Source organism: Amycolatopsis sp. WAC 04182 (assembly GCF_003947465.1).
Lineage (GTDB): Bacteria > Actinomycetota > Actinomycetes > Mycobacteriales > Pseudonocardiaceae > Amycolatopsis.
On record NZ_QHJJ01000003.1, the window covers coordinates 36,970 to 58,107 of the forward strand.

Sequence of the window (21,138 nt, forward strand, 5' to 3'; positions counted from 1 at the left end):
GCGATCCGAAATGTGGGATCGCTCCCGGAATACGACCAAAGGACTGAGCCGCCCGGTGGAAGGCTCGTCCTGACGGCGGCGAACCCTTCACCCGGACAGCGGGCGGGCGGTGACCGGAGAGGGCCGGGCCGTGTGGGATCGTGAGCGGATGAGGATCTTGCTCGTGGAGGACGAGCGACGGCTGGCCGAATCGCTGCGCGCGGGATTGAGCGCCGAGGGCTACGCCGTGGACGTGGCGCTCAACGGCCGCGACGCGCTTTGGTACGCCGCCGAACATCCGTATTCCGCGATGATCCTCGACATCATGCTGCCGGGGCTCAACGGCTACCGCGTTTGCCGGAGGCTGCGCGAACGGGGCGACACCACCCCGATCCTCATGCTGACCGCGAAAGACGGCGAGGACGACGAGATCGAGGCGCTGGACACCGGCGCCGACGACTTCCTTCCGAAGCCGTTCTCCTACGGTGTCCTGCTCTCCCGGCTCCGGGCGCTGATCCGGCGCGGGGGAGCGACCCGGCCGGGCACGCTCCGGCTCGGCGACCTCGAACTCGACCAGGCGAGCCGCGTCTGCCGACGCGGCACGGCCGAGATCCCGTTGACCACCAAGGAGTTCGCTCTCCTGGCGTATCTGATGAAGCGGCAGGGCGAGGTGGTCACCAAGGCCGAGTTGCTGGAGAACCTCTGGGATTTCGCCGCGTCGGCGACCGCGAACCTCGTCGAGGTCCACGTGAGCGCGCTGCGGCGCAAGATCGACCTGCCGTTCGGGGCGGAGACGATCCGCACGGTGCGCGGCGCCGGCTATCACGTGGTGGCCTCCGGTGCCTAGGTTCTCGCGGTCGACCCGCTTCCGGGTCGCGCTGACCTCGTTCGTCACGTCGCTCGTCGCGCTGGGCGTCGTTTCGGCCTGGCTCGTGGTCGATGCCCAGAACCGGCTGGAGGCAGGGGCGGCGCAGGTGGCGAGGGCGCGCGCCGCGGCGATCGTGCAGTTGCTGAACACCGGCGCCGCGCCGGCCGATCTGCTCCTGCTCGTCCGGGACTCGGCCTACGAGGTGGTGGACCAGTACGGCAAGCGCGTCATCGGGTGCCCGGGTCTGCGGCACGGTCTGCTGGTCCAGGAGGACGACTATCAGCGTGGTGATTCCGTGTCGGTTCTCGAAGCGGGTGCGGTCGACGAGTCGATGGCGGGGTCGGTCGGCTGCCGGGGAGTGCTCGGACGGGATGTCGAGACCACCGAGACACGCGTGCACGTCGCGGCGGAGGCGAGCGGCGACAGCAAGTACCGCATCTACGGCGCCGCCGTGGTCGACGAGTCCGGGCAGGCGGCGCTCGACGCGGTGCGCGTGACGTTGCTGGCGGGTGTACCGGTGATCGCGCTGATGATCGGGGCGGTCGCGTGGCTCGCGGTACGCCGTTCGCTGCGGCCCGTGGAGGCGATCCGCTCGGAGGTCGCGGAGATCGGCGCGCACGACCTCTCCCGCCGGGTCCCGGCCCCGGACAGCGCCGACGAGATCGCGAAGCTCGCCGATACGATGAACACGATGCTCGCCCGCCTGGACACGGCGGTCACCCGGCAGAGCCGCTTCACTTCGGACGCGTCGCACGAACTGCGTACTCCGTTGGCCTCCCTGCGGACCCAGCTGGAAGTGCTGCTCGCGCATCCGGACCGGCTGGACTGGCGCGACGCCTGCCGCAACGCGCTCCTCGATGTCACCCGGCTGCAGGACCTCGTCGGTGACCTCGTGCTGCTCGGCAAGCTGGACAACGCGGGGCCGGAACGAACCGCACCGGTGCGACTGTCCGAAGTGGTCGAATCCTGTCTCTCCGGGCGGCAGGGTGTCCGGGCCGAGATCGACGGGGATCCGATGGTCCTCGGCGACCGCGGCAGGCTGGAGCGGTTGCTGCGCAATCTGGTGGACAACGCGCAACGCCATACCCGCACCGGCGTCGAGGTTCGCGTGTCCACTGTGGACGACGTCGCCGTGGTCGTGGTCACCGACGACGGGCCGGGCATTCCCGCCGCCGACCGTGAGCGGGTGTTCGATCGCTTCGTGCGCCTCGACGACGGACGCGCGCGTGACGACGGTGGCGCGGGTCTGGGGCTGGCGATCGTCGCCGAGATCGCCCGGGCGCACGGCGGCAGTGTCGAAGTCGCCGACCACGACGGCGGAGCCCGGCTCGTCGTCCGCCTGCCGTTGGCGGAAGCGCGAAGCTGAAGACGCCTTCAGCTTCCTTAAGCTTCGGTTCAGCGTCCGTGCACGAACCTTCGGGGCATGTTCGCTCCTGCACGCCGCTCCTGGTGGCGGCCCCTCGGCCACGCCGACTATCTGGCCTCGTCGTGGTTCCCCGGCCTCACCGGTGTCCGCGCGCTCGCCGCTGTGGCCGTCGTGTTCTTCCACTACGGAGGCCCGGTCGTCGACCGCCTCCAAGGCTGGATCGCCGTGCAACTGTTCTTCGTGCTGTCGGGCTTCCTCATCACGACGCTGGCGCTGCGCGAGGAAGACCGTGACAGCCGGATCTCGCTGCGCGGGTTCTACCTTCGCCGGGTCTTCCGGATCATGCCGGTGTACTTCCTGCTCCTGGCGCTGACCACGGTCGCGGTCCTGCTCGGCGGGACGTACCAGAGCAGCAGGCTCGCCGACGCCATGCCGTACTACCTCGTCTTCGGCAACGAACTCGTCGACTTCAACACGCCCTATCCGACGTCGTGGTCGCTGGGCGTGGAGGAGAAGTTCTACCTCGTCTGGCCCGCGCTGCTGGTGCTGACCACGTTCGCGCGGAGCGGGAAGACGGCGCTGCGTTTGCTGCTGGGCGCGTCGGCCGTGCTGGGGGTCGTGCTGTTCGCGTTGCCGCTGGCGCCCTCGCACACCTGGGCGAGTCTTTCGGTGCACTACTGCTCGCTGGTCATCGGCTGTCTGCTGGCGATGACACTCCACCATCCGCGCGGGTTCGCCCTCGTCCGGCCGCTGACCAGCCCGGCCGTCGCGACGGTGATCGGCTGCGGGTTCGTCGTGCTGCAGTTCTCCGTCGGCCCGTTGTCGAAGGCACTCGGTGGGCACTGGCAGTTCGTCGTGCCGGTGTACGCGGCGGGCTCGGCACTGCTGCTCGTGGCCGTCGTGTCACCGGGCCCGGTCCGGGCGTTGCTCTCGAGCAGGCCGATGACCTTCGTCGGGGACCGTTCGTACGCGCTCTACCTCGCCCAGACCGGCGCGGCCGGAGTCACGGGCTGGCTGCTGCCCAGCGGCCTCGCCAAGGCCGCCGCGACCACCGGCGTCGCGGTGGTGTTCGCCTGCGCGCTGCGCCGCTGGGTCGAACAGCCCGCCATCGCCTACGGCCGGAAGGTGATCGGACGACGAGCGCCCGCCGTCCCTCCGATGGAGGCGACGGCGGGCGCTCGGTCGACGTCAGTGGTGCGCGGCCACCGCACCGGTGCCGGCGCTCTTCTTGACGAAGAGCGATCCGACGAACGCGGCAAGGCCGACACAACCGGCGACCATGAACGTCGTGCGGATACCGCCCGCGTCGGGGCTGGCCGCCCCGGCCGTGGTCGTGCTCGCCGTGGCCACCGCGATGAACAGGGCGGTGCCGAGCGCGCCGGCGAGCTGCTGAAGGGTGGCGAGGATCGCGCTGCCGTGTGAATAGAGGTGCTCGGGCAGCGAACCCAGGGACTCGGTCATCAGCGGCGTCATCATGAGGCCGAGCCCGCCCATCAGCAGGACGTGGATGGCGATGACCGCGATCAGGGGTGATTCGGCGCCGAGCAGGGCGAACAGCCACAGGGAGATCGCCATCGCGGCCGCGCCGGGGATGACCAGCGGCCGTGGGCCGAAGCGGTCGTACAGCGCGCCGACCGGGCGGCCGAGCAGCCCGAGGACCAGGCCGCCGGGAAGCACCGCGAGCCCGCTGACGAACGTGGTGGTGTGCAGGACGGTCTGCAGGTACAGCGGGAGCAGGATCGCCGCGGCGCCGAGCAGGCACATGAACAGCAGGGCCGTCAGCACCAGCGAGACGATGAAACTGCGGTGGGTGAAGGGACGCAGGTCCAGCAGCGCGCGGTCTTCCTTCTGGAGCCGCAACTGGCGCCAGGTGAACACCACGAGAGCCACGACACCGACCGCGATCGGCGCCCACGGCGGCACCGGCTGATGCCCGCCGGCGGATTCGCCCGACACCGACAGGCCGTACAGCACGCCACCGAAACCGAGCGCGGACAGGACCACCGACAGCACGTCCAGCGGCACCTTGCGGGTGTCGCCGTCCAGCCGAAGCTGAATCATGCCGACCACGAGGGCGGCGAGCGAGAGCGGCAGCACGATCCAGAACATCCAGCGCCAGCCGAGCGACGAGAGCACGGCACCGCCGATGGTCGGGCCGATGGCGGGCGCGACCGCGATGACGATGGTGATCGTGCCCATCGTGGCGCCGCGCTTCTCCACCGGGACCAGGCGCATCACCGTGGTCATCAGAAGCGGCAGCATGACCGCCGTCCCGCAGGCCTGGATGACGCGGCCGGTCAGCAGCAGGGCGAAGCCCGGGGCCAGCGCGCTGACCAGGGTGCCGGTGCTGAACAGGGTGAGCGAGGCGAGGAACACCTGGCGCGGGGTGAACCGCTCGAGCAGGAACCCGGTGGTCGGGATGACGACCGCCATGGTGAGCAGGAAGCCGCTGGTCAACCACTGGACGGTGGTCGTCGGGACCTGGAGGTCGACGGTCAGGTCACGCAGCGCGACGCTCAGGATGGTCTCGTTGAGGATCATCACGAATGCGGAAAGGACCAGGACCCCGATCAGGAGGCCGGCTTTCGCCGGTGCCCTTTGCTGGTCGTGGGCGGTTTCGGGCAGGGTCTCGGTCATCAGTGAAGGGCTCTCCTGGAAGGGCGCGGGTCCGCGTTGGCCGCCTTCGGCAACGGTGACAGCGAAGGCGAGGCTGTGAGTCTTTTCGTTCAGTCTGCCTGTGCCGGTCGGTGTGTGTCACGTGAATTTCCGTAGTGAGTACGGTCACTGCGCCTTCGGGCAGTGCGGGACCGCACGCGAGCGGAACGGTTTTTCGGTGGCAGCACGATAAAATCGGCACGTGACCACAGCGATCACGGCAGATCGATGGCATTCGGTGCGGCGAGCCTATCGGGTGACGGGCGCGCGGTTCGCGGACCTGGTCGCCCGCGTTCCGGATCCGGACGCGATGGTCACGGCGGAGTGGACGGTGGCCGAAACGGTCGCCCACGTCGCGATGATCGCGAAGATGTACACGTCGCTGGTGCGGCCGGACGGTGCCCCGGTCCTGGCCGCGCGCGGGCAGTCACAGGTCGAGAAGACCACTGTGGACACCGTTTCCGTGCTGAACACCTTGGTGTTGCGAGATTTTCCCGAACGTGACATCGAGGTGCTCGTCGCCGGATTGCTCGCGGACATCGAGGAAGTGCTGCGGGTGACCGAGGACGCGGACCCCGGCACCCCGCTGGACTGGCTCGGGGGCTCGAAGGTGCCGCTGGCCGGCGTCCTCGCGCACCTCGTCAACGAACTTCAGGTCCACGGCTGGGACATCGCCAAGGCGCTGAAGCTGCCGTGGACGATCCAGCCGGGTGATGCGGCGTTGTTCTTCGACCTGTTCCTGGTGGGTGTGCTGGGCAACGACGTCGGGCACCTTCTCGACACCGACGAGTCGCCGCGGGATCGACGGATCGCCGTGGCGTTCCGGTCCGCGTACACGTCCCGGTCGTGCTGGTGCTGCATCGGGGACGGGTGACGGTCGAGCAAGCCGGTCGACCGGTCGACGTGCGGATCTCGTTCGATCCGCCGACGCTGAACCTGATGCTGTTCCACCGGGTCGGCAAGGCGCGTTCCGCGCTGACGCGCAAGATCGTCGTCAGCGGCCCGCGGCCGTGGCTGTTACCCGCCTTCCTGCGGGTGGTCCGGTTGCCGTAGGCCTCCACACCTTGCCCAGTACAGGAAGGCCCCCTTCCTGTACCTAGGCGCAAGGAAGGGGGCCTTCATGTACCTAAGCGGGCAAGGAACACCGGTTCTTAGAGCGTCAGCGACCAGGTGTCGAGCACTCCCGTGTCACCGGGCCCGTAGTCGGTGACACGGAGCTGCCACTTCCCGCCCGCCGGCGACGACGCGCCGGGCACCGAGAACATCCGGGCACCGTTCCACGCGGTGCACGCCGCACCGCCGCTGTACTTGAGCGGATAAGCCTTGCCGTTCGGGTCCAGGACCGTCACACCGAGGTCCTCGGCGCAGGTGTGCCGGATCGTCACGGAAATCCCGAGCGACGCCGCGGCCGGTCCGGTGAGGGTCGAGGTCACCGGGCTGAACACCTGCCGGTAGTCGTGGATCGCGAAGTCGGTGCCGTTGCTCAGCGTCCGGCCACCGGTACCGGGTTGCGTCTTGACGGACACGACACCGCTCGCGGGTGACACGTTCCCCGCCGCGTCACGCGCCTTCACAGTGAAACCGTACGAGGTGTCCGGGCTGAGGCCGGTCACGGTGATACTGGTTCCCGTCGCGGACGTCGCCAGTGTCGAACCGTTGTAGACGTCGTAGCCGGCGACGCCGACGTTGTCCGTGGCCGCGTCCCAGGCCAGCGAGACACTGTCCGGCGTCGTGCCGGTGGACCGCGCGTTTCCGGGCGCGGTCGGCGCCGTGGTGTCGCCGCCGCCGGTCACCAGGGTGAGGTTCCATTTGGTCAGTGCCTCGATCACCGGCTGGAAGAGGGACATGTCCCCGTCGGTGGGGTTCTCCACGCACTGCGACGGACCGCCGTCGTGCAGGCCGACCGCCTTCGTGCCGAGCAGCCAGCCGCCGCCCGAGTCGCCGCCGAGCGAGCAGGCCGTCGTCCAGGTCAGGTCCTCGATGATCAGCCCGCCGCCGTAGTCGACGGCCTTGTGCGTGTACTTGACCTCCCCGCATTTCCACTTCGAGGTGTTGCCGGAGTGACAGACCCGGTCGCCGACCATGGCCTCGGCCGAGCCGGTGACGGTGATGGCGGGCTCGCCCCACGTGTTGACCGCGGCGGAGAGCTCCCAGCCGGGCTGCGTCACCGCGACCACGCCCATGTCGCCCTCGCGGGCGTTGACGCTGCGGGTTCCGCCGACGTTCGAAGTGCCGATCCGGTTCTGCTGGCCTTGCGCGCCATAGGCGGCCTGGTCGCGATCGTTCGTGCAGTGCCCGGCGGTGAGGAAATGCTTGGCGCCGGAGGAATCCGTCGCACCGAAACCGACCGAACAGCTGCTCTCGCCGCCCGGCCACCACGGGTTTCCGGTCTGGATCGCGCCGGCCTGCTGTCGCGGCGAAGACCCGGTTTCGGTGATCCGCACGCCGAGATGCCGTGCCCGGGAAAGGAAACTCTCGGTCTCGGCGGTTTTGCGGGAGTTGTCGACCGAGACGCCGACCTCATTGTTCCGGACGTCGACACCCCAGCCGAACACGCCGGGAACGCCGTCGCCGACGAGCGCGCGGACGGCCTCGTCGATCCGGTCGAGGTCCGCTTCGGACCGGGAAACCAGCCGCGGTTCGGCTCCGGCGGTCCGTGCCGCCTCGACGTCCGCCGCATTCGTGACGGCCAGGGTCAGCTTGCCCGTGGCGGCGTCGAACCAGTGCCCGGCGGACCGGGCGCGCAGCGCGGCGGGGAGCGACGCGGCCAGCCGGTGGGCCTCGTCCTGCGCGGCAAGCTGGGATTTCGCCTCGGACACGGTCAGGCCGAACGCGGCGGCCACGCCGTTCACCTCGGCGTCGGGGTGGACGGAAGCCGGTGGTGAAGCGGCCTGTGCCATCGGGGTGAATCCCGCCGCGGCCAGTGCCATGACACTGAGACAGGAAAGCATTCTGCGGTGTCGTCGCATGCGTACTCCTCGAATCGAAAAGCAGATGCGCCGACGGTAATTCCCTCACCTCACGGAATTGTAGGCCCGCGAGTCGTTAACAATTAAGAGTCCCAGTCCCACTCGAATCCGAACCTGCCGGGACCGAAACTCAACGCGACGCCGTGCGCGGAGTCGCCGCAGGGCACCACTTCCGTCCACTCCGCGGGATGTCCGTCCTGTTCGGAATAGCGGCGGCATCGGACCGGGAGCACACCGGGGGAGAATCGGATCTCGAGGACGTATTCCCGGGTGGGCAGCCGGAATTTGCGTTCGTAGTTCGTCGCGTGCGGGAACGGCGCGCTGTTCACCAGCGTGTGCTCGGTGATGACGGTTTCGCCCTTCGCGAGCGGCCGTTCGAAGAGCAGTTCCATCACGAGAAGGCCGTCTTCGGGCCGGTGCACGCTGCGGCCGGGGTGGCAGCCCCGCAGCGAGGTCACCTCGGGCAACGGCCGGTCGTGTTCGTCGATGTGGACGATCACTACCCACCGGTCCGGGCCGTCGGCTTCGGCGCGGAGCACCTGCCGTGACCGGAACGAGAGTTCCTCCTGGCCGGGGCCGACGGAGACGACGTCGTGCTGGCTGATCCTCGTCAGCCGTTCGTCCCACCGGGTGTCGACCGCACTGACGGCCGCGTCGATCCGCGTCCGGTCCGGCCAGTACCGGCCGAATTCCGGCAGTCCGTCGGCGCGGGCGGGCCACCGGCCTCGTGCACGAGGTGGGCCGAGCAGCGCGGTCAAACTGCCCGGTGCCACCTCCAGTACCTGTTCGAGGTGGCGGAGTCCGAGTACCGAATCCCGGCGTTCCGGGCGGCTTCGCCCGGACTGCCAATAGCTGAGCGTCGCCGCCGTGATCGAGACGCCGCGAGCGCGCAGGTGGTCGCGCAGGCGTTCCAGACTGAGGCCGCGCGCTCGGATCGCCTCGCGCAGCGCGTCGGCGAAGGGCCCGTCGCGGAGCAACCGCTCGAGCCCGGGCCGGGGAACCGCTCCGCCGGATGTCACGCGACGAGCATAGGTCCGTATCGCGGCGAACTGAACGGGGCGAGATCCTGACCAGCCCGTTAACCGTTAACAGGCGTGTCGAACCGGCGTCGCGAGTCTTCGATGTGGCCGAGGAACCGCTGCGTCCAGTCGCACATCCCGTCGACCGTCGCGCGGAGGCCGTGCCCGGCCTCGGTGAGGGAGTAGTCGACGCGCGGTGGCACCGTCGGGTGCACCGTCCGTTCGAGCAGGCCGTTGCGCTCCAGCATGCGCAGGTTCTGGGTGAGCATCTTGTGGCTGATGCCCTCGATGTCGTCGCGCAGTTCGGTGAACCGCCGGGTGCGGTCGCCGATCGTCTCGATGATCAGGAGCGCCCACTTGTTGGCGACGTCGGAGAAGATCTCCCGCGCCAGCGAGTCCGCCCGCAGCAGATCGGCGTCGTCCGAACCGTTGAGCTGCTTGGTCACCATGAGGTTCCCCAGTCACTAAAAAGTGCATTCTTCCAGGTCGACGCACACTCTCCTACAGTTTCTGGGTAACCACAAGTGACCACGAACGAGGAGTACGGATGAGCATCACCCTGGTGAATCCCGCGGGGCTGCCGGAGATCCCCGCCTACCGGCAGGTGTCGATCGCGACCGGGTCGAAGCTGGTCTTCATCGCGGGGCAGGTCTCCTGGGACGCCGACGGCGCCCTTGTCGGCGAGGGTGACCTCGCCGCACAGGTCGAACAGTGCTACCTGAACATCGGCACCGCGCTCGCCGCGGCCGGCGCCACCTTCGACGACGTCGCGAAGATGACCGTCTACGTCGTCGACTGGACGCCGGACAAGCTCGCGCTGTTCCTCGAAGGCGTGGACCGGGCCGCCGCCAAACTGGGCGGCACCCCGGTCCCGCCGGGAACACTGATCGGCGTCGCGGCCCTCGACGTGCCCGAGCACCTCGTCGAGGTCGAGGCGACCGCGGTCATCGACTGAGCACTCACTGACCGCGTGCTGCGCGCCAGATCGGGCTGTCGACGTAGTGGTTGTCGTACTGCTTCGAGGACGCGGCGATCTCCGCGGGGTCGGCTTCACCGCGTGCGACCCGGTCGAGGAGGCGGTAGTAGTCGAAGCGGCCCATGCCCGGGGTGAAGGTGACCAGGACGTCGGCGTCCGAGCCGGCGGCGGGGCCGAACGCGTGCGGCACCTTGGGCGGCACGGCGAGGAAGTCGCCCTTCTCCAGTGTGTGCAGCGTTTCCTCGACGAGCACCTGGAGTTTTCCTTCGAGCACGAAGAAGAATTCGGTCGCCCGGGTGTGGAAATGGGCCGGGGTGCCGAAGACGCCGTCCTTCAAGGTCGCGCGGTTCGCGGTGAAGCCCCCGTTGGTGGTGTCCGAATCGGCCAGCAGCGTGATCTCGCTGCCCGGCGCGTCGCTGACGATCTCGGCGTCGGCGGCTCGGAGAAGGATGGGGTCGAACATGGTGGCGCTCCCTGGTTTTCCGTGGTCAGCGGGCTCGCTGACAGGACCAGCTTCTCGCCGCGGCCGCCCTTGATCAACGCGGAAAGCCGACCCGATCGATAATGTGGAGGTTATCGATCGGGTGCCCGTCGAAGTACATGAAGGCCCCCTTCCTGTACCTAGGCGCAAGGAAGGGGGCCTTCATGTACTGGGCCCGCGATCGGCGAAGATCGGTCAGGCGGCGAAGACCTGCGAGTCGTCGGCGAACGCCTTGAACTCCAGGGCGTTGCCAGCCGGGTCCAGCAGGAACATCGTCCACTGCTCACCGGTCTGACCCTCGAAGCGGACGTAAGGCTCGATGACGAACGACGTGTCCGCCGCGCGCAGCCGGTCCGCGAGCTTCCGGAACTCCGGCACGGTGAGGATCAAACCGAAGTGGGGCACGGGAACGTCGTGTCCGTCGACGGGGTTGTGAATCCGCTGCGGCCGCTCCGGGGCGAGATGCGTGACGAACTGGTGTCCGTGAAGGTTCCAGTCGATCCACGTGTCGGAGCTGCGGCCCTGTTCGAGGCCGAGGACTTCGCCGTAGAAGGTGCGCGCGGCGGCGAGGTCGTCGACGGGCATGGCGAGGTGGAAGCGCGGGATGGGGGAGTCGAGGACGGTCATACCCAGGGGATCCTTTCCAGCGGGAAGTGCACGTGTCGCAATGTTAACATTAGGACAAAGTGTGGGGTCGCTAGTATCGGGCGTTCCGGTGGGGAGGATGAGGATGAGCGAACCCGGCAGGGTGGTGCCGGCACGGCGTCGCGGGCTGGCGGACGAGGTCGCCGACAGGGTCAGGGACGCCATCTTCGGCGGCGCCTATCCACCTGGCGCGCAGCTGCGTGAGGTCGAGCTTTCGGCGGCGCTCGGCGTCAGCCGCGGCCCGGTGCGTGAAGCACTGCTGAAACTCGAGCGCGAGGGCCTCGTCCGCAGCGAATGGCATCGCGGCGCGATCGTTACCACACTGTCCGATGTGGACGTCGCGGAACTCGACAGCCTGCGGTCGGCGCTGGAGCAGCTGGCCGTCCGGCTCGTGGTCGCGAACGCGCCCGAGGCGGACCTGGCCGCGATCGACGAGGTCGTCGACCGGATGGACCGGGCGCGCGACGAGCACGAGATGGTCCGCTGTGACATCGACTTCCACGACGCGGTCTACGCGGCGTCCGGTCATCGGCGGCTCGTCGAGGCGTGGCAGGCGATCCGGTCGCAGGTGTACCTGTTCCTGCTGACCCGGATCGGCGTGAGCTCCGACGGCTACCTCGCGAGCATTCCGGCCGAGCATCGTCGGCTGGCGGCCGCCCTTCGTGCCCATGACGGCGAGAAGGCGCTCGAACTGTTCGCCGTCCACCGCGGTGAAGCCTTCGAGGTGCTGACCAGGAAATGACCGTGCCCGGCGCGAACGGGACGAAATGGTGCGCGGGTCTTGACGGCAAGGTGAGCCAAGGCTTAACTCAAGCCCTGAAATAAGACGTGTCCCGGGTCACAGGCCCCGGACGCGGCTTGGCCACTCACCCCGAGGACCATCGATGCGAATCGGAAAGATCGCTCCCGCGCTCGTCCTGGCGCTGGCGGCCGCCGCCACGACGGCGTGCGGCGGCGGCGACACGTCGTCCAGTGCTCCCAAGGAGCTCGTGTACTGGGCATCCAATCAGGGCACCAGTCTCGACAACGACAAAGCCGTCCTGCAGCCCGAACTCGACAAGTTCGAGAAGGCCTCCGGGATCAAGGTCAAGCTCGAGGTCGTCCCGTGGACGGATCTGCTCAACCGGATCCTCGCGGCCACCACCTCCGGCAAGGGGCCGGACGTGCTCAACATCGGCAACACGTGGTCGGCCTCGTTGCAGGCGACGGGTGCGTTCCTGCCGTTCGACGACGCCGCGCTGGAGAAGGTCGGCGGCAAGTCGCGGTTCCTCGGCCCGTCGCTGGCGGCCACCGGGGCGAGCGGGCAGCCGCCGGTCGGCGTACCGCTCTACGGCCAGGCGTACGGCCTGTACTACAACAAGAAGCTCTTCTCGGAGGCCGGGATCACCAAGCCGCCCGCCACCTGGGAGGAACTCGTCGAGGACGGCAAGAAGCTCACGAAACCCGACAAGGGGCAGTGGGGGCTCTCGCTCCAGGCGGGTCAGGTCACCGAGAACAGCCACCACGCGGCGATCCTCGGCGCCCAGCACGGTGCTCAGTTCTTCACTTCCGAGGGCAAGCCGCAACTGGCCTCGGATCCATCGGTCGCTGCCGTGCAGCAGTTCATCGACCTGATGCAGAAGGACAAGATCGTCAATCCGGCCAACGCCGAATACGCCGACACCGCCAAATCCCTCAAGGATCTGTCGGACGGCAAAGCCGCGATGTTCATGAACCAGGCCTCAGCCGGGTCGTTCAAGAGCATCGGGATGGACATGGCCAACCTCGGTGTCGCGCCGATCCCGCTGCCCGCCACCGCGCCGCCGAACGGGCGGAAGGTGACCAGCTTCGTCGCGGGCATCAACATGGCGGTCTTCAAGAACACCAAGAACCCCGACGCCGCACTGGACTTCGTGAAATTCATGGTCTCGGCGCCGGAGCAGGCATTGCTCAACAAGACCTACGGGTCGCTGCCGACCGTCCAGGACGCCTACAGTGACGCGGCGTTCCAGACGGAAGACGTCAAGGTCTTCCAGACCGTGCTCGCGAATTCTGCCGAGCCGATGCCGCAGGTTCCGCAGGAGTCGCAGTTCGAGACCCTGATCGGCACCGCGATGAAGGCGATGTTCGCCGACGTCGCCGCGGGCAAGCCGGTCGACGGGGCCAAGATCCGGGACCAGCTGAACCAGGCGGACCAGCAGATCGCGGCCGGTGGTTGATGCCGACCGCTCTCGACGACGCCCCGGCCCTGAAGCCGGCCGGGGCGTCCCGCCCGCGGCGCGTCCGGCGCAAACGGCGCGGCATCGCGCTGCCGTATCTGCTCCTTCTCCCCGCGATCCTGCTCGAACTGCTCGTCCATCTGATCCCGATGATCGCCGGGCTCGTGATGAGCTTCTTCAAGCTGACGCAGTTCTCCATCCGGGACTTCTCGACCGCCCCGGCGGCGGGAATCGACAACTACAAGTTCGTCCTGGACTTCGACTCGGCGGCGGGGAAGGCGCTGCTCGGCTCGTTCTGGATCAGCGTCCTCTACACCGTTCTCTCGGTCGGGTTCTGCTGGCTCTTCGGTACCTCGGCCGCCGTGCTGATGCAGAAGAACTTCCGCGGGCGCGGCCTGCTCCGGACCCTGTTCCTGGTGCCGTACGCGCTGCCGATGTACGCCGCCGTGATCACCTGGTCGTTCATGTTCCAGAAGGACACCGGCCTGGTGAACGACCTGCTGGGCACCGACTCCTTCTGGCTCATCGGGGACAACAGCTTCTGGTCGCTGGTGGTGGTCTCGGTCTGGCGGAACTGGCCGTTCGCGTTCCTGATCGTGATGGCCGGGCTGCAGAACATTCCCGGAGAACTGTACGAAGCGGCGGCCATCGACGGCGCGGGCTGGTGGCGCCAGTTCCAGGCGATCACCCAGCCGATGCTGCGTCCGGTCAACCAGGTACTGCTGCTGGTGCTGTTCCTGTGGACCTTCAACGATTTCAACACGCCGTACGTCCTTTTCGGAGCGTCCGCGCCCAAGGAGGCGTCGCTGATCTCGATCCACATCTACCAGAGCTCCTTCGTGACCTGGAACTTCGGCCTCGGCTCGGCGATGTCGGTGCTGTTGCTGCTGTTCCTGCTCGTCGTCAGCACCGTCTACTTGGGACTGACCGCGCGGAGGAGGAACGCCGTTGTCTGAGCCTCGCTGGGTCCCGTGGGCCCGCCGATTCGTCCTCGGCTTCCTCGCCCTGTTCACGCTGGTGCCGCTGTACGCGATGGTTTCGTCGTCGCTGAAGCCGCTCGGGGACGTGCAGGGCACCTGGGAATGGGTGCCGACGACGCTGACCATCCAGCCGTTCTTCGACATCTGGGAGACCATCCCGCTCGCCGAATACTTCGTGAACAGCCTGGTCATCTCCGGCTCGGCCGCGATCCTCTCGGTGGTGATCGCGATCTTCGCGGCGTACGCCCTGAGCCGGTTCCGCTTCCGCGGCAAGAACTTCTTCAAGATGACCGTGCTGTCCACGCAGATGTTCCCCGGCATCCTGTTCCTGCTGCCGCTGTTCCTCATCTTCGTCAACATCGGCAACACCACCGGCATCGTCCTGTACGGCTCCCGGCTCGGGCTGATCATCACCTACCTGACGTTCTCGCTGCCGTTCGCCATCTGGATGCTCGCCGGCTACATCGACTCGATCCCCAAGGAGCTCGACGAGGCCGCGATGGTCGACGGCACCGGGCCGTTCGGCGCGCTGATCCGCGTGGTCGTCCCGGCGGCGATGCCGGGCATCGTCGCGGTGGGGATCTACTCGTTCATGACGGCCTGGGGCGAGGTCCTCTTCGCGTCGGTGATGACCGATTCGGGCACGCGGACCCTCGCGGTCGGTCTCCAGGAGTACTCCACCCAGGTCCAGGTGTACTGGAACCAGGTCATGGCCGCGTCCCTGATCGTCTCCGTCCCGGTCGTCGCCGGATTCCTGCTGCTCCAGCGTTATCTCGTCGCCGGGCTCACCGCCGGTGCCGTGAAATGACCAGCCCGTCGCTCCGTACAGAGAGGTCCGCCTTGAATCTGCACCTGCCCGCCGATTTCCTGTGGGGTGCGGCCACCGCCGCGTACCAGGTCGAGGGCGCCGTCGACGCCGACGGCCGCCTCCCGTCCATCTGGGACGATTTCGTCCGGGTCCCGGGTGCCGTCCTGAACGGCGACACCGCCGACGTCGCGTGTGATCACTACCGGCGCTGGCCGGAGGATCTCGCCATCATGAAGCGACTGGGCCTGGACGCCTACCGCTTCTCGGTCGCGTGGCCGCGGGTGATCCCGACCGGCCGCGGCGAGGTCAACAAGGCCGGTCTCGACTTCTACGACCGGCTGGTCGACGTGTTGCTGGAAGCCGGGATCCGGCCGTTCGCCACGTTGTTCCATTGGGATCTGCCGTCGGCCCTGCAAGCGAAGGGCGGCTGGCCCGAGCGTGACACGGCCTATGCCTACGCCGACTACGCCGCCGTCGTGGCGGCTCGGCTGGGTGACCGGGTGAAGGACTGGAACACGGTCAACGAACCGCTGTGTTCGGCCTGGCTCGGCTACCTCGAAGGGCGTTTCGCCCCCGGGATCAAGGATCTCAAGCAGGCGATCCACGCGTCGCACCATCTCCTGCTCGCGCACGGTCTCGGCGTACAGGCCATCACCGAGAACGCCGCACAGCCCGCGAACATCGGCCTGGTGGTCAATCTCAGCGGCATCGAACCGGCGTCGGATTCCACCGCGGACGTCGAGGCGGCGGCGCGGATGGACGGACACGTCAACCGTTGGTGGCTCGATCCGTCGAACGGCCGCGGCTATCCCGCGGACATGATCGAGGTCTACGGTGTCGAACCGCCTGTCGTCGGGGACGATCTGGAGGTGATCGCGGCCCCGGTCGGCTACCACGGGCTGAACTACTACTTCCGGCAGATCGTCGAGGACGACCCGGACGGTCCCGCCCCGCGTGCCCGGCAGGTGCCGGTCGAGGGCGCGGCCACCACCGCGATGGGCTGGGAGATCCACGGGCAGGGCCTGGCGGACCTGATCCACCGGCTCGCCAACGAGTACGGCGCCCGCGCCATCTACGTCACCGAGAGCGGGGCCGCCTTCGACGACAAGGTCGCCGAGGACGGATCGATCCACGACGCCGACCGCATCGCCTACCTGGAAGAACATCTGGGCGCGGTGGCGGGCGCGGCCGAAGCCGGTGCTCCGGTGAAGGGCTACTTCGCCTGGTCGCTGCTCGACAACTTCGAATGGGACAGCGGGCTGAGCAAGCGGTTCGGGCTCGTGCGGGTCGACTACGACACGCAGGTCCGCACGGTCAAGGCGAGCGGGCACCGGTACGCGGAGATCATCGCCGAGCATCGGAACCGCTGACCGGCCTCGCGAACGGTTCGTGCGGGCGGATGGACCGAGGGGGCCGGATTCGTCGCGCGGTACGAACGGACGCCCGCCGAAACCTCCTAGGGTCGCCATGAACGAGGCGATCCTAGGAGGCGAAGCATGCGGACACTTTTGCGCGGCGGTCGTGTCATCGATCCGGCGACGGGATTCGACGGCACGGCCGACGTGCTGGTATCCGGCGGGGTGGTCACCGCCGTCGGGGCGGGTTTGACCGCGGAGCCGGGCGACGTGGAGATCGACGTCTCCGGGCTCGTCGTCGGGCCGGGCTTCATCGACCTGCACAGCCACGTGCACACCATCGCGGGCCAGCGGCTCCAGGCGATGGACGGCGTGACGACCGCGCTCGACCTCGAAGCCGGATTGATGCCGATCGAGCGGGCCTACGCCGAGGCGGCCGCCGCGGGACGTCCACTGCACTACGGTTTCTCCGCGTCCTGGGGCGCCGCGCGGGCACAGGTGCTCGCCGGGATCGAGCCGGACGCGAATATCGACAGCGGGCTGGCGGTGCTCGGAAACCCGGCCTGGCAAAGGACTTCGTCACCGAAGGAACTGGCTGCCTGGCTGTCCCTTGTGGACGGTGAGCTGGCCGCGGGCGCGCTCGGCGTCGGCGTGCTGCTCGGCTACGCGCCCGATACCGACCCCGGCGAGTTCCTCGCGCTGGCCCGGCTGGCCAAGGAAGCCGGCGCGCCGACGTACACCCATGTCCGGGAACTGGTCGAGGTGAACCCGGAAACACCCATCGACGGTTCGGCGGAGATCGCGATCGTCGCGGCCGAGACCGGTGCCGCGATGCACCACTGTCACGTGAACAGCACGTCCGGCCACCAGATCGAGCGGGTGCTCGCGGCGCTCGAAGCGGGGCGGGCGGCGGGGTCGCGGGTGACCGTCGAAGCCTATCCGTACGGGGCGGGCAGCACGGGGATCGGCGCCGCCTTCCTTTCGCCCGAGCGCTTGAAGATGAAGGGGCTGTCCCCGTCCAGCGTGATCATGCTGGAGTCGGGCGAGCGCATCGCCGACGAGGGCCGTCTGCTCCAGGTGCGTGCGGAGGATCCCGGCGCGCCGTGCATCCTGGAGTTCCTCGACGAAAGCAGCCCGCACGACCTCGGCCTGCTGCGCCAGGCGCTCGCGTTCCCGGACGCCATCGTCGCCAGCGACGCGCTCCCCGTGTACTGGAAGAACGGCACCAGCGAGAGCACCGAATGGCCGCTGCCGCCCGGCGGCGCGACCCATCCGCGCACGGCCGGGACCTACGCCAAGACGTTGCGCCTGATGGTGCGTGAGAGCAAGGCCTGGACCTGGCTGGAGGCGTTCCGGCGCTGCTCCTACCTGCCGGCGCGGGTGCTCGACGAGGTCGCCCCCGGGGCGTTGGCCAAGGGACGGCTGAACGTCGGTGCCGACGCGGACATCGTCGTGATCGACCCGCACGCGATCACCGACGCGGCGACCTATTTCGACTCGACGCGGCCCTCCGTCGGCGTCCGGCACCTGTTCGTCTCGGGTGTCCCGGTCGTCACCGACGGGAACCTGCGCACGGAAGCGTTCCCCGGCAAGCCGCTGCGGGGTGAGCCTCGATGAGCGATCTGCTCGCCGACATCGAAACGCTGGTGCGCTGCGAGTCGCCGTCGTCGGATCACGAAGCGGTGGCCCGCAGCGCCGAAGTGGTGGCCGAACTCGGCCGGAGACTGCTCGGCGTGGAGCCGGAGAAGATCGTCGTCGACGGTGTCACCCATCTCCGCTGGACCTTCGGCGCCGGACCGCCTCGTGTCCTGCTGCTCGGTCACCACGACACGGTATGGCCGCACGGTTCACTGGAGACCCATCCGTTCTCCGTGCGGGACGGAGTGCTGCGCGGACCCGGTTGCTTCGACATGAAGGCGGGGGTCGTGATGGCGTTGCACGCGGCCGCGACCGTGCCCGACCGCGACGGACTGTCCATTCTGGTCACCGGCGACGAGGAGATCGGCTCGCCGTCCTCCCGCGCGCTGATCGAGGAGACCGTGGCGGGATGTGACGCCGCGTTCGTGCTGGAGGCGTCGGCCGACGGTGGTGCCCTGAAATGCCGGCGCAAAGGCGTTTCCCACTATCGGGTCGAGGTGGTCGGCCGTGCCGCGCACGCCGGGCTCGAACCGGAGAAGGGCGTCAACGCGGGGATCGAGATCTCCCACCAGATCCTTGCGGTGGCCGCGCTCGCCGATCCCGGTGCCGGGACCAGCGTGACGCCCACGGTCGTTTCGGCCGGAACGACGGTCAACACCGTTCCGGCCGCCGCGCGGGTCGCCGTCGACGTCCGTGTCTGGAACGAGGCCGAACAAGTCCGCGTCGACCGGGCCATCCGGGAACTCCGTCCGGTCCTGGAAGGCGCCGAGGTCCGCGTGACCGGCGGGATCAACCGGCCGCCGCTCGAAGAAGGTTCGTCGGCGGGACTGTTCGCCTTGGCCGGGGAACTGGCCGAGGAACTCGGGCTCGGAGAGCTGACTTCGGCGTCGGTCGGTGGTGCCTCGGACGGCAATTACACCGCCGGACTGGGCGTTCCGACGCTGGACGGCCTCGGCGCCGTCGGGGGTGGGGCGCACGCGGATCACGAACACGTCATCGTCGCGGAACTGCCGCGCCGTACCGCTTTGCTGGCCGCGCTCGTGGAAAACGTACTCGCCAAGCGGGGTCCGTCCGGTGCGACGAATCCCGCGGGCGAATCTGGTACGGCACGACGGTGACTCGGCCGAGGTGCCGGGAAAGGATTGCCCCGTGACAAATCTTGCTACGAACGCGGAAAGCCCGGCGTCGGTGGCGGTGCGCGACGAGGCTGTCGCCGCCGCGCGGGCCGCGGCCGTGGCTTCGGGCGTCGAAATCCGCGAGCTGACCGAGATCGCCGATCTGGCCGCCGTGGTCGGCCTGTTCGAGTCGATCTGGCGGTCCGGGCCGGGCGGCAGACCGGTGAGCACGGAACTGCTCCGCGCGATGTCCACGGCCGGGAACTACGTCGCGGGCGCTTTCGGGAACGGTGAACTGCTGGGTGCCTGTTTCGGTTTCTTCGGGAACCCCGGAAAGGCGAGCCTGCACAGTCACATCGCCGGCGTCGCCAAGGCGGGCGCGGGCCGCGGGATCGGGCACGCGCTCAAACTGCACCAGCGCGGCTGGGCACTGCTCCAGGACGTCTCGGTGATCACCTGGACGTTCGACCCGTTGGTGCGGCGCAACGCCTACTTCAACCTTGGCAAACTCGGCGCGCGCCCGATCGGTTACCTGCCCGACTTCTACGGTCCGATGGAAGACGACATCAACGGTTCGGGCGACACCGACCGGCTGATGGTCGGCTGGGATCTCCGGAGCCCGGAGGTTCGCGCCGCCGCCTTCGGCGAACCGGTCCTGATCGACGCGGAGGCGCTGGGCGCGATGAAGGCGCTCTCGGTCGACTCCGACGGCGGTCCGAGCATCGGATCCGCCGACGCGCCGACCGTGCTCGTCGCGGTCCCGCCCGACATCGAACGCTTGCGCCGCACCGATCCCGGTCGCGGCGACGCGTGGCGCGTCGCGCTGCGCGAAGTCCTCGGCGGACTGATGGCGGACAACGCCAAGGTCGCCGGTTTCGATCGTGCCGGCTGGTACGTGATCTCCAAGGAGCAGTCGTGAAACTCAGCGGTGTGGAACTGCGCCGGGTCCGGATGCCGCTCGTGGCCCCGTTCCGGACGTCGTTCGGTACGCAGTCCGAGCGGGAACTGCTGCTGGTCCGCGCGGTGACCCCGGCGGGCGAGGGCTGGGGCGAATGCGTCGCGATGGAGGCGCCGCTCTACTCGTCGGAGTACAACGACGCCGCCGAGCACGTGCTGCGGAACCATCTGATCCCCGCCCTGCTGGCGGCCGAGGACGTGACCGCGCACAAGGTGACGCCGTTGCTGGCGAAGTTCAAGGGGCACCGGATGGCGAAGGGCGCGCTGGAGATGGCGGTCCTCGACGCCGAACTCCGCGCGCATGACCGGTCCTTCGCGGCCGAGCTGGGGTCCACTCGCGACTCCGTGGCCTGCGGGGTCTCGGTCGGGATCATGGACTCGATCCCGCACCTGCTCGACGTCGTCGGCGGCTACCTCGACGAGGGTTACGTCCGGATCAAGCTGAAGATCGAACCCGGCTGGGACGTCGAGCCGGTCCGGCAGGTGCGTGAGCGCTTCGGTGACGACGTGCTGCTGCAGGTCGACGCGAACACCGCGTACACACTGGGCGACGCGCCCCTGCTGTCCCGGCTCGACCCGTTCGACCTGCTGCTGATCGAGCAGCCGCTCGAAGAAGAGGACGTGCTCGGCCACGCCGAACTGGCCAAGCGGATCCGGACGCCGATCTGCCTCGACGAGTCGATCGTCTCGGCCAAGGCCGCCGCGGACGCGATCAAGCTCGGCGCCTGCCAGATCGTCAACATCAAACCGGGCCGCGTCGGCGGGTACCTCGAAGCCCGCCGGGTGCACGACGTCTGCGCGGCGCACGGGATCGCGGTGTGGTGCGGCGGGATGATCGAGACCGGGCTCGGCCGCGCGGCCAACGTCGCCCTCGCCTCGCTGCCCGGCTTCACACTGCCGGGGGACACCTCGGCGTCCGGCCGGTTCTACCGCACCGACATCACCGAGCCGTTCGTGCTGGACGGCGGGCATCTGCCGGTACCGACCGGACCGGGGCTCGGCGTGACTCCGATTCCCGGCCTGCTGGACGAGGTCACGACGGAGAAAGCGTGGATCGGTTCGTAGCGTTCTACGAATTCCGGGGTTAGATTTGGTCGGATCGAACCGCTCGGTTCGGCGAGACCGGGTC

General features: G+C 68.6%; 20 protein-coding genes and 1 pseudogene. 15 read left to right on the top strand and 6 right to left on the bottom strand.

Features of this window, described 5'->3' with window-relative positions; translation table 11 throughout:
- Positions 1–148: 148 nt before the first annotated feature.
- The 3 genes and pseudogenes from DMH01_RS13980 to DMH01_RS13990 all read left to right on the top strand — a co-directional run.
- On the top strand, positions 149–826 hold the full coding sequence (locus DMH01_RS13980; protein ID WP_125676853.1) for a response regulator transcription factor: 678 nt from the start codon (positions 149–151) through the stop codon (positions 824–826).
- Positions 819–2,213 (top strand): ATP-binding protein, encoded by a 1,395-nt coding sequence (locus DMH01_RS13985; protein WP_125676855.1) that lies wholly within the window; start codon positions 819–821, stop codon positions 2,211–2,213. Before DMH01_RS13980 ends, DMH01_RS13985 begins: the two co-directional genes overlap by 8 nt.
- A 57-nt stretch (positions 2,214–2,270) precedes the next feature.
- Positions 2,271–3,284, top strand: a pseudogene (locus DMH01_RS13990) (acyltransferase family protein); the annotation flags it as partial.
- A 117-nt stretch (positions 3,285–3,401) separates the two neighbouring features.
- Here the strand turns inward: DMH01_RS13990 and DMH01_RS13995 are convergent.
- Positions 3,402–4,850 carry a DHA2 family efflux MFS transporter permease subunit gene (locus tag DMH01_RS13995; RefSeq protein WP_125676857.1) on the bottom strand — a complete coding sequence of 483 codons (1,449 nt, stop codon included), beginning with the start codon at positions 4,848–4,850 and terminating at the stop codon, positions 3,402–3,404.
- A 220-nt stretch (positions 4,851–5,070) separates the two neighbouring features.
- On the opposite strand from DMH01_RS13995, the gene DMH01_RS14000 reads away from it, so the two are divergent.
- Together DMH01_RS14000 and DMH01_RS43705 are read left to right on the top strand one after the other, a co-directional pair.
- Complete coding sequence (locus DMH01_RS14000) at positions 5,071–5,742, top strand: maleylpyruvate isomerase N-terminal domain-containing protein (RefSeq protein ID WP_370323371.1); 672 nt, start codon at positions 5,071–5,073, stop codon at positions 5,740–5,742.
- Positions 5,739–5,921: a hypothetical protein gene (locus DMH01_RS43705; RefSeq protein WP_370323372.1), complete on the top strand. Its 183-nt coding sequence runs from the start codon at positions 5,739–5,741 to the stop codon at positions 5,919–5,921. The genes DMH01_RS14000 and DMH01_RS43705 overlap by 4 nt, the downstream gene beginning before the upstream one ends.
- Positions 5,922–6,019: 98 nt before the next feature.
- On the opposite strand, the gene DMH01_RS14005 is transcribed toward DMH01_RS43705, so the two are convergent.
- From DMH01_RS14005 to DMH01_RS14015, 3 genes are all read right to left on the bottom strand, one after another.
- A complete protein-coding gene (locus DMH01_RS14005; protein WP_233621513.1) occupies positions 6,020–7,837 on the bottom strand; it encodes a proprotein convertase P-domain-containing protein in 1,818 nt (605 codons plus the stop codon).
- Between the two features lie 83 nt (positions 7,838–7,920).
- Positions 7,921–8,856 carry a helix-turn-helix transcriptional regulator gene (locus DMH01_RS14010; protein WP_125676859.1) on the bottom strand — a complete coding sequence of 312 codons (936 nt, stop codon included), beginning with the start codon at positions 8,854–8,856 and terminating at the stop codon, positions 7,921–7,923.
- 59 nt (positions 8,857–8,915) lie between these two features.
- Positions 8,916–9,305, bottom strand: a complete 390-nt coding sequence (locus DMH01_RS14015) for a helix-turn-helix domain-containing protein (protein WP_125676861.1) — start codon at positions 9,303–9,305, stop codon at positions 8,916–8,918.
- Positions 9,306–9,403: 98 nt separating this feature from the next.
- On the opposite strand from DMH01_RS14015, the gene DMH01_RS14020 reads away from it, so the two are divergent.
- A complete protein-coding gene (locus tag DMH01_RS14020; RefSeq protein WP_125676863.1) occupies positions 9,404–9,811 on the top strand; it encodes a RidA family protein in 408 nt (135 codons plus the stop codon).
- Positions 9,812–9,815: 4 nt separating this feature from the next.
- Here DMH01_RS14020 and DMH01_RS14025 read toward each other — a convergent pair whose 3' ends face one another.
- Positions 9,816–10,295 (bottom strand): cupin domain-containing protein, encoded by a 480-nt coding sequence (locus DMH01_RS14025; protein ID WP_125676864.1) that lies wholly within the window; start codon positions 10,293–10,295, stop codon positions 9,816–9,818.
- 213 nt (positions 10,296–10,508) lie between these two features.
- Complete coding sequence (locus tag DMH01_RS14030) at positions 10,509–10,940, bottom strand: VOC family protein (protein WP_034318920.1); 432 nt, start codon at positions 10,938–10,940, stop codon at positions 10,509–10,511.
- Positions 10,941–11,043: 103 nt separating this feature from the next.
- Between DMH01_RS14030 and DMH01_RS14035 the strand changes: the two genes are divergently transcribed.
- The 9 genes from DMH01_RS14035 to menC all read left to right on the top strand — a co-directional run bounded on the left by DMH01_RS14035 (position 11,044) and on the right by menC (position 21,074).
- Positions 11,044–11,700, top strand: coding sequence for a GntR family transcriptional regulator (locus DMH01_RS14035; protein ID WP_125676866.1), 657 nt, complete (start codon positions 11,044–11,046; stop codon positions 11,698–11,700).
- Between the two features lie 142 nt (positions 11,701–11,842).
- Positions 11,843–13,156: a sugar ABC transporter substrate-binding protein gene (locus DMH01_RS14040; protein ID WP_125676868.1), complete on the top strand. Its 1,314-nt coding sequence runs from the start codon at positions 11,843–11,845 to the stop codon at positions 13,154–13,156.
- A complete protein-coding gene (locus DMH01_RS14045; protein WP_125676870.1) occupies positions 13,156–14,112 on the top strand; it encodes a carbohydrate ABC transporter permease in 957 nt (318 codons plus the stop codon). The genes DMH01_RS14040 and DMH01_RS14045 overlap by 1 nt, the downstream gene beginning before the upstream one ends.
- Positions 14,105–14,944 carry a carbohydrate ABC transporter permease gene (locus tag DMH01_RS14050; RefSeq protein ID WP_125676872.1) on the top strand — a complete coding sequence of 280 codons (840 nt, stop codon included), beginning with the start codon at positions 14,105–14,107 and terminating at the stop codon, positions 14,942–14,944. Before DMH01_RS14045 ends, DMH01_RS14050 begins: the two co-directional genes overlap by 8 nt.
- Positions 14,945–14,976: 32 nt before the next feature.
- Positions 14,977–16,314, top strand: a complete 1,338-nt coding sequence (locus DMH01_RS14055; protein ID WP_125676873.1) for a GH1 family beta-glucosidase — start codon at positions 14,977–14,979, stop codon at positions 16,312–16,314.
- Positions 16,315–16,440: 126 nt separating this feature from the next.
- Entirely contained in the window at positions 16,441–17,916 is a 1,476-nt protein-coding gene (locus DMH01_RS14060) for an amidohydrolase family protein (protein WP_125676875.1), read from the top strand.
- Positions 17,913–19,055 carry a M20 family metallopeptidase gene (locus DMH01_RS14065; RefSeq protein WP_125676877.1) on the top strand — a complete coding sequence of 381 codons (1,143 nt, stop codon included), beginning with the start codon at positions 17,913–17,915 and terminating at the stop codon, positions 19,053–19,055. The genes DMH01_RS14060 and DMH01_RS14065 overlap by 4 nt, the downstream gene beginning before the upstream one ends.
- Positions 19,056–19,086: 31 nt before the next feature.
- Positions 19,087–19,971 carry a GNAT family N-acetyltransferase gene (locus DMH01_RS14070; protein WP_125676879.1) on the top strand — a complete coding sequence of 295 codons (885 nt, stop codon included), beginning with the start codon at positions 19,087–19,089 and terminating at the stop codon, positions 19,969–19,971.
- Positions 19,968–21,074: an o-succinylbenzoate synthase gene (gene menC / locus DMH01_RS14075; RefSeq protein ID WP_125676881.1), complete on the top strand. Its 1,107-nt coding sequence runs from the start codon at positions 19,968–19,970 to the stop codon at positions 21,072–21,074. The genes DMH01_RS14070 and menC overlap by 4 nt, the downstream gene beginning before the upstream one ends.
- The last annotated feature ends 64 nt before the right edge of the window (positions 21,075–21,138 follow it).